At 70.6% G+C, this 10,996-nt stretch carries 11 protein-coding genes; 3 read left to right on the forward strand and 8 right to left on the reverse strand.

Going from position 1 to position 10,996, the window contains the following annotated elements:
- Positions 1 to 155: 155 nt before the first annotated feature.
- Entirely contained in the window at positions 156 to 1,865 is a 1,710-nt protein-coding gene (recJ, locus tag AC1D2K_RS19555) for a single-stranded-DNA-specific exonuclease RecJ (protein ID WP_478090491.1), read from the reverse strand.
- 2 nt (positions 1,866 to 1,867) lie between these two features.
- Positions 1,868 to 2,836, reverse strand: coding sequence for a hypothetical protein (locus AC1D2K_RS19560; protein WP_478090492.1), 969 nt, complete (start codon positions 2,834 to 2,836; stop codon positions 1,868 to 1,870).
- A gap of 35 nt (positions 2,837 to 2,871) precedes the next feature.
- On the opposite strand from AC1D2K_RS19560, the gene AC1D2K_RS19565 reads away from it, so the two are divergent.
- Both AC1D2K_RS19565 and lolD read left to right on the forward strand, forming a co-directional pair.
- A complete protein-coding gene (locus tag AC1D2K_RS19565; protein WP_478090493.1) occupies positions 2,872 to 4,128 on the forward strand; it encodes a lipoprotein-releasing ABC transporter permease subunit in 1,257 nt (418 codons plus the stop codon).
- Positions 4,121 to 4,810 carry a lipoprotein-releasing ABC transporter ATP-binding protein LolD gene (lolD, locus tag AC1D2K_RS19570; RefSeq protein WP_478090494.1) on the forward strand — a complete coding sequence of 230 codons (690 nt, stop codon included), beginning with the start codon at positions 4,121 to 4,123 and terminating at the stop codon, positions 4,808 to 4,810. The genes AC1D2K_RS19565 and lolD overlap by 8 nt, the downstream gene beginning before the upstream one ends.
- A 117-nt stretch (positions 4,811 to 4,927) precedes the next feature.
- On the opposite strand, the gene AC1D2K_RS19575 is transcribed toward lolD, so the two are convergent.
- The 6 genes from AC1D2K_RS19575 to AC1D2K_RS19600 form a co-directional block, all read right to left on the reverse strand.
- A complete protein-coding gene (locus tag AC1D2K_RS19575; RefSeq protein WP_478090495.1) occupies positions 4,928 to 5,563 on the reverse strand; it encodes a dioxygenase family protein in 636 nt (211 codons plus the stop codon).
- Positions 5,564 to 5,635: 72 nt separating this feature from the next.
- Positions 5,636 to 6,394 (reverse strand): SDR family NAD(P)-dependent oxidoreductase, encoded by a 759-nt coding sequence (locus tag AC1D2K_RS19580; RefSeq protein ID WP_478090496.1) that lies wholly within the window; start codon positions 6,392 to 6,394, stop codon positions 5,636 to 5,638.
- A 292-nt stretch (positions 6,395 to 6,686) separates the two neighbouring features.
- Positions 6,687 to 7,727, reverse strand: coding sequence for a VWA domain-containing protein (locus AC1D2K_RS19585; RefSeq protein ID WP_478090497.1), 1,041 nt, complete (start codon positions 7,725 to 7,727; stop codon positions 6,687 to 6,689).
- Positions 7,724 to 8,710: a DUF58 domain-containing protein gene (locus AC1D2K_RS19590; protein WP_478090498.1), complete on the reverse strand. Its 987-nt coding sequence runs from the start codon at positions 8,708 to 8,710 to the stop codon at positions 7,724 to 7,726. The genes AC1D2K_RS19585 and AC1D2K_RS19590 overlap by 4 nt, the downstream gene beginning before the upstream one ends.
- The gene (locus AC1D2K_RS19595; RefSeq protein WP_478090499.1) at positions 8,691 to 9,701 is read right to left on the reverse strand and encodes an AAA family ATPase; all 1,011 of its coding nucleotides are present in this window, start codon (positions 9,699 to 9,701) and stop codon (positions 8,691 to 8,693) included. The genes AC1D2K_RS19590 and AC1D2K_RS19595 overlap by 20 nt, the downstream gene beginning before the upstream one ends.
- A gap of 22 nt (positions 9,702 to 9,723) precedes the next feature.
- Positions 9,724 to 10,692 carry a S1C family serine protease gene (locus AC1D2K_RS19600; RefSeq protein ID WP_478090500.1) on the reverse strand — a complete coding sequence of 323 codons (969 nt, stop codon included), beginning with the start codon at positions 10,690 to 10,692 and terminating at the stop codon, positions 9,724 to 9,726.
- Between the two features lie 91 nt (positions 10,693 to 10,783).
- On the opposite strand from AC1D2K_RS19600, the gene AC1D2K_RS19605 reads away from it, so the two are divergent.
- A partial coding sequence (locus tag AC1D2K_RS19605; RefSeq protein WP_478090501.1) for a TatD family hydrolase occupies positions 10,784 to 10,996 on the forward strand: 213 nt, incomplete at its 3' end.

A 10,996-nucleotide genomic window follows, 5' to 3' on the forward strand; every position in this document is an offset into this window, starting at 1 on the left:
CAGCAGGGACAGTGCAGCGGCGGCGATGATCTTCGAGGCATTCATTTCGGTTCCTTCACAAGGGTTTGTCGGTGAGGAGAAGTTTGGAGCCGAACGCCACCGCACAACCGCCGCAAACGGAACCGCGGCGTTAGCAGCCTGGAAACAATCGAAGCCTAGATTTCGGCGCCTTCGACCAGGAACCGGACCCGCCGCACGCCCTGCCATTCGTCGGCATCGAGCCGCCAGGCGAGCACCACTTTCGGCGGCAGCGGCTCGGTGTGGCCGAACCAGATGCCGTCCACCGGCTTGCCGCGGTGCTTGAGCTTGAGCGCGAGGTGCTTCTCGCCGACTAGGCGCTGCGAGACCACCTCCACCTCCTCGCTGAAGGTCGGCGGCGCGAAGCCCTGGCCCCAGACCTCGCGGTGCAGCGTGTCGACCAGATCGACGCGCAGGTACTCGGGCGCCAGCGGCCCGTCGGTGTCGAGCCGGCGTGTCAGCGTGGCGGCGTCGAGCCACTCCTGCGCGACCTGGGCCAGCGCCTGCTCGAAGACCGGGAACTGCTCGCGCGCCACGGTGCAGCCGGCCGCCATCGCGTGGCCGCCGAAACGCAACAGCACGCCCGGATGCCGCTTGGCGACGAGGTCGAGCGCATCGCGCAGATGGAAGCCGGGGATCGAGCGGCCGGAGCCCTTGAGTTCGTGCGCCTTGCCGTCGGCGCCGCTGGCCGCAAAGACGAAGGTCGGCCGGTGGAAGCGATCCTTGATGCGCGAGGCCACGATGCCGACCACGCCTTCGTGGAAGTCGGCGCCGAACACGCTGATCGCCGCCGGCGGCTCCTGGCTGTCGTCGAACAGCGTCTCGGCCAGCGCCAGCGCCTTGTCGCGCATGCCGCCCTCGATGTCGCGCCGTTCGCGGTTGATGCCGTCGAGCATGCGCGCGAGTTCGTCGGCGCGGCCGGCGTCGTCGGTCAGCAGGCACTCGATGCCGAGCGTCATGTCGGCCAGGCGGCCGGCGGCGTTGATGCGGGGCCCCAGCGCGAAACCGAAATCGAAGGTGGTCGCCGCCGCCGCGTTGCGGCCTGCCGCCTTGAACAGCGCGGCGATGCCGGCCTGCATCGCGCCGGCGCGGATGCGGCGCAGGCCTTGCGCCACCAGGCGCCGGTTGTTGGCGTCGAGGCGGACCACGTCGGCGACCGTGCCGAGCGCCACGAGGGGCAGCAGGACATCGAGCTTCGGTTGAGCGGCGACATCGAACACGCCCCGCGCCCGCAGCTCGGTGCGCAGCGCCATCAGCACGTAGAACATCACGCCCACGCCCGCGATGCTCTTGCTGTCGAATTCGCAGCCGGGCTGGTTGGGGTTCACCAGCACGTCGGCCTCGGGCAGCACCGGGCCCGGCAGGTGGTGGTCGGTCACGAGCACCGCGAGGCCGCGCGCCTTGGCGGCGGCGACGCCTTCGACGCTCGCGATGCCGTTGTCGACCGTGATCAGCAGGTCGGCCCCGCTCGCGGCGACGCGCTCGGCGATCGGCGGCGTCAGGCCGTAGCCGTCGACCACCCGGTCGGGCACCAGGTAGCCGACATGGCGCGCGCCCAGCAGGCGCAGGCCGCGCACCGCCACGGCGCAGGCGGTGGCGCCATCGCAGTCGTAGTCGGCGACGACGCACAGGCGCTTGTCCTCGCGGATCGCATCGGCCAGCAGCGCCGCGGCCTCGCGGGCGCCGCGCAGCGTGTGCGGAGGCAGCAGCAGCGCGAGGCCGTCATCGAGCTCCGCTTTCGCGAGCACGCCGCGCGCGGCATAGAGCTGTGCCAGCAGCGGATGCACGCCGGCCTGTTCGAGCGCCCAGGCGCTGCGCGGGGGGATGGCCCTGGGGAGGATCTTCATGCTCACAGCGCCTCGAGGACAGGGGCGGCGCCGGGGCGGCCGAACAGGCCCCGGGCCCAGCGCGCGAAACCGCGCGGCTGCACCCCGAAGCGATGGGCGCCGCGGTCGCCGCAGAGCGTCAGCGTGACCGCGTCGCCGCGCGTGCAATCGGCCAGCAGCTCGGCCACCGGCCCGGCGTCCAGTGCTTGCCAGGCCGCGGCCCAGCCGGCGCCGTCGTCGCGCAGGGCGGGGGGGCGCAGCGACGCGGCCACCGTGGGCGCGGCGGCCGGCACGAACGCGGCGGGGAGGTGGCCGGTGCCGCTGAGCCAGAAGGAATTGATCGGCGGTACGCCGCGCGCGGTGCGGGCGTCGTTCACGCGTTCGGTGTAGAGCAGCATCTGCATCTCGTTCTRCAGCCGACGCAGCGGCCGCCCGGCATCGGACAGCGGCGACCACTGCGAGATCGGGAAGCCGACGGCGCGGTCGATCGACGCCGTCGCCAGGCCGTCGAAGACCGGGCCGGATGCCAGCCAGCGTCCGGGCGTGGCCGTGGCGTGCAGCGCGATGCCGTCCTCCTCGAAGAAGGGACGCGCCGCGGCCAGCAGCGCATCGGACTCGGTGGCGTCGATCTCGATGGCGCCCGGGTCGCCCAGCACCACGTCGTCGATGCCGACCTGCCAGTGGCACAGCGTGGCCACGCCCCAGGCCTGGCCGCCGTCGGTCGGGCCGAGGCCGGCCGTCCTGGCCTCCAGCGCGGCCCAGGGGATGCAGCCATCGGCCGCCGCGATGCCCAGGGCCTCGGCCAGCGCTCGCTCGTGCGGCGGCGAGCGGGTGCTGTCGTCCTGGGAGTCGGCATGCACCAGCGTGAGCCGCGCCAGCAGCGCCTCGAGCTTCGGTAGCCGGAGGCCGGCCAGCGCCTCGCGGCAGGCCGGAGAACCCCGGCCGGCGAAGGGAATGAGCAGATGGCGGGCGGTGGCGGGGGGAACGGACATGGGCCTATTGTCCGGGATGCCACAATTCCGTCCCTATGCGACTCCCCTATGAACTGCAACTCGGCTGGCGCTACACCCGTGCCGGCCGGGCCACGCGGCGCAACGGCTTCATCTCCTTCATCTCCGGGGTCTCGATGTTCGGCATCGCGCTGGGCGTGGCGGCGCTGATCATCGTGCTGAGCGTGATGAACGGCTTCCAGAAGGAAGTGACCGACCGCATGCTCGGCGTGATCTCGCACATCGAGATCTTCTCGCGCGACGGCCAGGCGCTGGCCGACATCGACGCGATCATGGCCGGGGCGCGCAAGAACCCCGAGGTGATCGGCGTCGCGCCCTTCGTCGCGGCGCAGGCGCTGCTGGCGCGGGGCGAGGACATGAAGGGCGCGCTGATCCGCGGTATCGACCCCAAGCTCGAGCCGCAGGTGACCGACATCTCGACCACCGCGCAGCAGGGCGCGCTCGACAAGCTGGTGCCGGGCGAGTTCGGCATCGTGCTCGGCATCGAACTGGCGCGCTCGATGTTCGTGCGCGTGGGCGACCAGGTCACGCTGGTGGCGCCGGGCGGCCAGGTCACGCCGGCCGGCGTGATGCCGCGTTTCAAGCCCTTCACCGTGGTCGGCACCTTCGATTCGGGCCACTACGAATACGACTCGGCGCTGGCCATGATCCACGAGCAGGACGCCGCCCGCGTCTTCCGGCTCGAGGGCCCGACCGGCGTGCGCCTCAAGCTCAAGGACCTGCACCAGGCGCGCGAGGTGGCCGACGAGCTGGCGGCCACGCTGCCGGGCCAGTTCCTGATCCGCGACTGGACGCGCGCCAACAAGACCTGGTTCGCGGCGGTCCAGGTCGAGAAACGCATGATGTTCATCATCCTCACGCTGATCGTCGCGGTGGCGGCCTTCAACCTGGTCTCGACGCTGGTGATGACCGTGACCGACAAGCGCGCCGACATCGCGATCCTGCGCACGCTGGGCTCCAGCCCGAAGAGCATCATGGGCATCTTCGTCGTCCAGGGCGCGATGGTGGGCGTCATGGGCACCCTCGGCGGGCTGCTGCTGGGCCTGGGCATCGCCTACAACATCGACGTCATCGTGCCGGCGCTCGAGCGGCTGTTCCACGCCAGCTTCCTGCCCAAGGACATCTACCTGATCAGCAAGATGCCGAGCGACCCGCAGCGCGGCGACATCCTGCCGATCACCGTGATCTCGCTGGTGCTGGCCTTTGCCGCCACCCTCTACCCGAGCTGGCGCGCGAGCCGCGTCAATCCCGCGGAGGCGTTGCGCTATGAGTAAGGCGACGAACGACGTGGTGCTGAAGGTCCGCGGATTGACCAAGCGCTTCCACGAGGGCCGCATCGACCTGACGGTGCTGCACGGCGTCGACCTCGACGTCCACGCAGGCGAGACGCTGGCGATCGTCGGCGCCTCGGGGTCGGGCAAGAGCACCCTGCTGCACCTGATGGGCGGYCTCGACGCACCGACCGCCGGCAGCGTGGAACTCCATGGCAAGAACATCGCGCACGCCGACGCGGCCGAGCAAGGGCGCTTGCGCAACCGGCATCTCGGTTTTGTCTACCAGTTCCATCACCTGCTGCCGGAGTTCAGCGCGCTCGACAACGTGGCGATGCCGCTCAAGATCCGCCGCATGCCGCCGGCGCAGGCGAGCGCGGCGGCGGTCGCGATGCTGACCGCGGTGGGCCTCGGCGAGCGCGTCCAGCACCGGCCGGCCGAACTCTCGGGTGGCGAGCGCCAGCGCGTGGCGATCGCGCGCGCGCTGGTGACCGAGCCCGATTGCGTGCTGGCCGACGAGCCCACCGGCAACCTCGATCGCGCCACCGCCGACGGCGTGTTCGCGCTGATGCTGCGCCTCGCGCACGAGCGCAACACCGCCTTCGTGATGGTMACGCACGACGAGAGCCTGGCGGCGCGCTGCGACCGCGTGCTGCGGCTTACGGCGGGCCGGCTGGCGGACTGAGCTCAGGCCGACGCCGGGCCGCCAGCGCGGCGAAGTCCGCGCTTCGCGCAGACGGGCGGCCTGCTGACTCCCCCTCGGGGGGCAGCGACCACACGCAGTGAGGGAGCGTGGGGGCTCTCAGGCCGCGACGACGATCGGGAAGCTGGCCTTCCAGCCATCCGATGCGCGCTCGAACGGCACGGTGAGCGCCGCCCGCGCCTCCTCGGAAAGGCGGCGCCAGAGACCATCGCGCGCGTTGCCCGGCGCGCCTTCCACGTAGAGCTGGGTGGTCAGCAGTTCGCGGCCGGCCAGCTTCACCTTGACGTGGATGTGAGGCGTGCGGCCGGTGTAGGGCACGGGCCGGATGGTGCGGAAGCGATAGCGTCCCTGCGCATCAGCCAGCACGCGGCCGAAGCCCTGGAACGCTCGATCGGCGCGGTCGCCGTCGCCCGGATGGTGGTAGTGGCCCGCTTCGTCGCATTGCCAGATCTCGACCTGCGCGCCGCTCAGCGGGCGGCCATCGAGGTCGGTGACCGTGCCGTCGACCCAGGCCGGCTGGGTGGCGCCGTAATTCAGTGCGCCGTTGCGCAACAGGTCGCCGTCGGAGTCAGCCGGCAGGGCCACCGGGTAGAACGGCCCTTCGGTCTGCGACGGTGTCGGGCGTCGCTGCGCCGCAGGCTGCGCGCGGGCGCCCAGCCAGAGTGCCGGCAATGCAAGCGCTGCCGCTGCGACCGTGCGCCGAGGCAGGTTCCGGGGAGTGGGCGAGGTGCTCATCGCCCTTCGAGCGGTGGCGGGACCGGCGAGTTCCGTGAAGGCTGCCGGACGGTGGGGCGATCGCCCCGCTGTTCAGGCCGCGATCGAATAGCCGCCGTCGACCGGGATCGCCGTGCCGGTCACGAAGTCCGACGCCGCACTGGCGAGGAACACCGCGATGCCCGCCAGATCCTCGGGCTTGCCCCAGCGACCCGCCGCGGTGCGCGCGATCACGCGCTCGTTGAGCCCCGGCACCTGGGCCCTGGCGCCGTCGGTCAGGTCGGTCTGGATCCAGCCCGGCAGCACGGCGTTGACCTGGATCCCGTCGGCCGCCCAGGAAGCGGCCATCGCCCGGCTCAGCTGCACGATGCCGCCCTTGCTGGCACCGTAGGCCGGCGCGTACGGCGCACCGAAGATCGACATCATCGAGCCGATGTTGATGATCTTGCCGCTGCCCGCCGCCTTGAGGTGCGGATGGGCGGCGCGGCAGCAGAGGAAGGCGCTCGTGAGGTTGGTGTCCATCACCTGGTGCCACTCGGCCAGCGCGAGCTGGTCGACGGGCTTGCGCACCGTGGTGCCGGCGTTGTTGACCAGGATGTCGAGCCGGCCGCAGCGCGCGACGGCCTCGTCGAACAGGGCTTGCACCGAGTCCTCGTCGGTCACGTCCGCCGACAGCGCGAAGCTGTCGCTGCCCAGGGCCTTCAGCGCCGCCACCGCGTCGGCCGACTTCTGCGGATTGCGCGCCGCGATCACCACGCGCGCCCCGGCCCCGGCCAGCCCCTTGGCCATGCCCAGCCCGATGCCGCCGTTGCCGCCGGTCACGAGCGCGACCTTGCCCTTCAGATCGAACATGGGATCTCCTTGTGATGCCTATGCGCTGATTCCTCGCCTTTTTCGCAGGGTTCGCAGGGTTCGCCTTGGCGGATTTCGCCGCGCCCTTGCCGGCCGCGCCTTCCTGCTCGAAGCGCGCGAAGTACTCCGACGCCATCCCGCGGATGGATTTCCCGATGTTGGCATAGTCGTACTCGTTCAGGTTGGCCAGCGACACCCGTCCCGACGCATGCGTGCCGCCGAAGCCGCGGCCGGGCGAGGCCACCACGCCCATGACGCCAGCCGGTGGCGCCGAAGTACTTGGAGAACGYCGCTACAGGATGCGATTGAACCAGAGCAGCGACAGGCCGGCGGACAGCAGCGCCAGCGCGGCCGCGCCCATCGCGAACAGCGCCGAGATCTCGGTCTCCTTTTTCTCGACCGTGAGCCGCGAGCTCAGCGTGTTGTAGACCTTCTTGAGGTCGTTCGCGGTGCCCGCATAGAAATATTCGGCCTGCGTCTTGTTGGCGATCGCCTTGAGCGTTTCCTCGTCGAGCCGCACCCGCATCGACCAGCCCTCGAAGCCGATGGTCTCGCCGTCGACCGTGCCGATGCCCACCGTGTACACGCGCACGCCGTGGTCGGCCGCCACCTTGGCGGCATCGAGCGGGTCGACGCCGGTGGTGCGCTGGCCGTCGGTCAGCATGATGATCGCGGCCGAGGTGTAGGAGCCTGGCGCGACCGGGGTGAACTCCTTCGGCGGCGGCTTGCCGGCACGCTCGATGGGGACGCCGGTCTGCCGGCTCTTCGGCGCGAAGTCGGAGATGTCGATGCCCGCGTCCGGGAACAGCGTGGCCAGCGACACCACGATCGCGTTGCCGGTGGCGGTCGCGCGCTGCAGCTGGAACGAGTCGATCGCGGTGACCAGGTCCTCGCGATTGGTGGTCGGCAACTGCGCGACCTGCGCGCTGCCCGCGAAGGCGACGATGCCGACCTTCACGGTGCGCGGCAGTTCCTTCAGGAAGCTCTTGGCCGCCTCCTGCGCGGCCACCAGCCGGTTGGGCAGCACGTCGGCCGCGCGCATGCTGCCGGAGACGTCCATCGCGAGGATGATGGTCTGCTGGTTCGAGGGCAGCACCACCACCGCCATCGGCCGCGCGGCCGCGATCAGCATCGCGCCCAGCGCCAGCAGGAACAGCAGCGGCGGGATGTGGCGCCGCATGGTCTGGCCGGCGCTCATGGCTTCGCGCACGATCGACAGGCTGGCATAGCGCAGCGCCAGCTTCTTCTTGCGCCGGATCAGCCAGAGGTACAGCAGCACCAGCAAGGGCATGGCGAGCAGCAGCCAGAGGAATTGAGGCCAGAGGAAAGTCATGAAGCCACCATCCGGGACTGTCCGCTGCGCACGCGGCGCTTGCGCATGTCGGCGAAGCGCACGATGGCCTCCACCAGATCGTCAGCGGTCGAGAGTTCGAGCGCGTCGACGCCGATCTTGGCCAGCGCCTGGCGCAAGGTGGCTTCGCGTTCCGCGGCGATGCGGGCGAAGCGCTTGCGAAAACCCGCATCATGGGTGTCGACCCAGAGCTGTTCGCCGGTCTCGGCGTCGTGCAGCGGCACCAGGCCGAGGTCGGGAAGCTCGAGCTCGAGGGGATCGAACAGGCGCACCGCCACCACGTCGTGGCGCTGCACGAGGTGGGCGAGCGGCCGTTCCCAGCCGGGCTCGGTGACGAAATCGGAGACCACGAACACGGTCGAGCGGCGCGGTATCAGCACTGCCGCCGACTTGAGCAGCTCGGCCAGGCGGGTCATGCCTGTCTGGTCGGGGGCGATCCTTGCTGCGCGGCGCTCCATCGCATACAGCAGGTGCAGCACATGGCGCCGGCCGGTGCGCGGCGGGATCACGGCTTCGATGTCGTTGCCGTAGACCATCGCACCCACACGGTTGCCGTGCCGGGTCAGCAACCGGGCGACAACGCCGACGAAGCCGGCCGAGATCTCGCGCTTGGCCTTGGCGCCCGAGCCGAAGTCGACCGAGCGGCTGAGGTCGAGCACGAACCAGGCCGCCATCTCGCGGTCTTCCGTGAACACGCGCACGTGCGGGGTCTGCAGCCGCGCCGTGACGTTCCAGTCGATGTGGCGCACGTCATCGTGGTGCTGGTACTCGCGCAGGTCGGCCAGGTCCAGGCCGGTGCCGCGCATCAGCGTGCGGTAGTCGCCCTGCAGCAGGCCGTCGAGCCGGCGGATCACGGTCCATTCGAGCCGGCGCAGCGCGCGCTCCACGCCGCCGGCCGCAGCGTCGATCGTTGCGAGCTGCTCGTCGTTGGCGGCTTGCGCGCGCCTAGGCCACCAGCTTTTCATGTTCGAGCGGCTTGGGCGGCGCGGGCACGGCCCGCATGATCCTGTCGATCAGGCTGTCGGGCGTGAGGCCTTCCGACAGGCCCTCGTACGACAGCGTGACGCGGTGGCGCAGCACGTCGGGCACCAGCGCGGTCATGTCCTCGGGCAGCGCATAGCTGCGGCCGCGCAGCAAGGCCAGCGCGCGCGCGCCCTGGGTCAGGTTGATGCTGGCGCGCGGGCTGGCACCGAAGGTGATGAAGCGCCGCATGTCCTTCAGGCCGTGCTTCTCGGGGGCGCGCGTGGCCGACACCAGCCGGACCGCGTACTGGATCAGCGAGGGATCGACGTAGACGCGCTGGGCCTCGGCCTGCAGGGTCGCGAGCTGGTCGGTGGTGGCGACCGGAATGGCTTCCACCGGCGGGCCGATCACGCGTTCGACGATCACGAACTCTTCCTCGTCGCTCGGATAGTCGACCAGCACCTTCATCATGAAGCGGTCGACCTGCGCCTCGGGCAGCGGGTAGGTGCCTTCGGTCTCGATCGGGTTCTGCGTCGCCATCACGAGAAAGGGGCGCGGCACCGGGTGCGTCTCGCCCGCGATCGTGACCTGCCGCTCCTGCATCACTTCGAGCAGCGCGCTCTGCACCTTGGCCGGTGCCCGGTTGATTTCGTCGGCCAGCAGCAGGTTGGCGAACACCGGGCCCAGCGAGGTGCTGAAGTCGCCGGTCTTCTGGTTGTAGATGCGGGTGCCGACCAGGTCGGCCGGCACCAGGTCGGGGGTGAACTGGATGCGCTTGAACCGGCCGCGCACGGTGTCGGCCAGCGTCTTCACCGTCAGCGTCTTGGCCAGCCCGGGCACACCCTCGACCAGCAGGTGTCCGCCGGCCAGCATCGCCACCATCACCCGTTCGAGGAAGCGGTCCTGGCCGACGACGACGCGCTTGACCTGATAGAGGATCTGCTCCATCAGCTCGGCCGTGACCGGGGCGGGCGATTCGGGCTCTGTGCTCATGCTGGGTGCTTTCGTCGGTGGGTCAGAAGGGGGGCGAGCCGGCGGCGGATGCCGCGTTCTCGATCGGCACGGCGAAGCCGATGCCGATGAAGGTGCGCTGCTGGGTCGGGTTCAGGATCGCGGTCACGATGCCGAGCACCTCGCCGTTCATGTTGATCAGCGGGCCGCCCGAGTTGCCGGGATTGGCGGCGGCGTCGAACTGGATCAGGTTGCTGAGTTCCTGCTTGCCTTCGGGCGAGCGGAAGGACCGATTGAGACCGGACACCACGCCGGCCGACACCGAGGGCCCGATGCCGAACGGGAAGCCGACCGCTGCCACCTGGTCGCCCGGCATCAGGTCGGCGGTCGATCGCATGGTGGCCGGGATCAGGTCGTCGGGCAGCTTCTGGGCCTGCAGCACCGCCAGGTCGTTCTCGGGCTGCAGCGCGGTGATGGTCGCCGGCGCCTCGAGGCCGTCGGCGAAGGTCACCTTGATGGTCTCGGCGCCGGCGACCACGTGCAGGTTGGTCAGGATCACGCCCTTGTCGACGATCACCACGCCGGTGCCGACGCCGCGCTCGACCTGCTTGCCGGCCACTTCGTCGGTGACCTCCGGTGGCTTGGCCTTGGCGAGATTGCGGCCGCGTTTCTCGATCTTGGCCTCGGGCGTCGTCTTCTCGGTGCCGTAGCCCACCACGCGGACCACGGAGGGGCGGATGATCTCGGCGGCCCGGGCGGCAGGCGAGGGCAGCGGGGCGGTCTGGAGCGTGCGCAGCACCGCCGCGTCGATGTCCTTCTGGGTCAGCGCCTGAGCGCCCTGGTGCGGCCAGAAGTAGGCGCCGGTGGCGCCCAATCCGACCATCAATGCCAGCAGCAGGCCGAAGCTGCGACGCCCGGGCTGCCAGGCAGCGGCGGGAGCCTGCGCGACCGTCTGGGCTGCCTCGGGCGTAACGGCCTCGGCCGCATCCTGCGGCCCTCGGGGCGAGCGGCTGTAGAAAGCAGGCCTGCGCATCGGGGCACCTCCGCACAAAAGAGAGAGTCGCTGTAGGAGGCACGGTAGCACGCTTTCCGCGGCCGTGCATCCCTTCGGGCATCATCGCGCGATGTCCCGCTTCGTCGACACCCATTGCCACCTCGATGCGCCCGAGTTCGGCTCGGAAATGCCCCGGATCCGGGCCCGCGCCCGGGACGCCGGCGTCATGCTCTGCGTCATCCCCGCGGTGGCTGTCTCCAACTTCGCGACCGTGCGCGAACTTGCGCACCTGCAGGACGATGCCTATGCGCTCGGCATCCATCCGCTGTGCACCGGCGAAGCG

This window comes from Variovorax sp. P1_H12_2, from assembly GCF_056405335.1.

Excerpts from the sequence above, each read along its gene's own strand:
- recJ (WP_478090491.1), bottom strand. The coding sequence starts at position 1,865 with ATGAAGATCCTCCCCAGGGCCATCCCCCCGCGCAGCGCCTGGGCGCTC.
- AC1D2K_RS19565 (WP_478090493.1), top strand. The coding sequence starts at position 2,872 with ATGCGACTCCCCTATGAACTGCAACTCGGCTGGCGCTACACCCGTGCC.
- AC1D2K_RS19575 (WP_478090495.1), bottom strand. The coding sequence starts at position 5,563 with ATGAGCACCTCGCCCACTCCCCGGAACCTGCCTCGGCGCACGGTCGCA.
- AC1D2K_RS19580 (WP_478090496.1), bottom strand. The coding sequence starts at position 6,394 with ATGTTCGATCTGAAGGGCAAGGTCGCGCTCGTGACCGGCGGCAACGGC.
- AC1D2K_RS19585 (WP_478090497.1), bottom strand. The coding sequence starts at position 7,727 with ATGACTTTCCTCTGGCCTCAATTCCTCTGGCTGCTGCTCGCCATGCCC.
- AC1D2K_RS19590 (WP_478090498.1), bottom strand. The coding sequence starts at position 8,710 with ATGAAAAGCTGGTGGCCTAGGCGCGCGCAAGCCGCCAACGACGAGCAG.
- AC1D2K_RS19595 (WP_478090499.1), bottom strand. The coding sequence starts at position 9,701 with ATGAGCACAGAGCCCGAATCGCCCGCCCCGGTCACGGCCGAGCTGATG.
- AC1D2K_RS19600 (WP_478090500.1), bottom strand. The coding sequence starts at position 10,692 with ATGCGCAGGCCTGCTTTCTACAGCCGCTCGCCCCGAGGGCCGCAGGAT.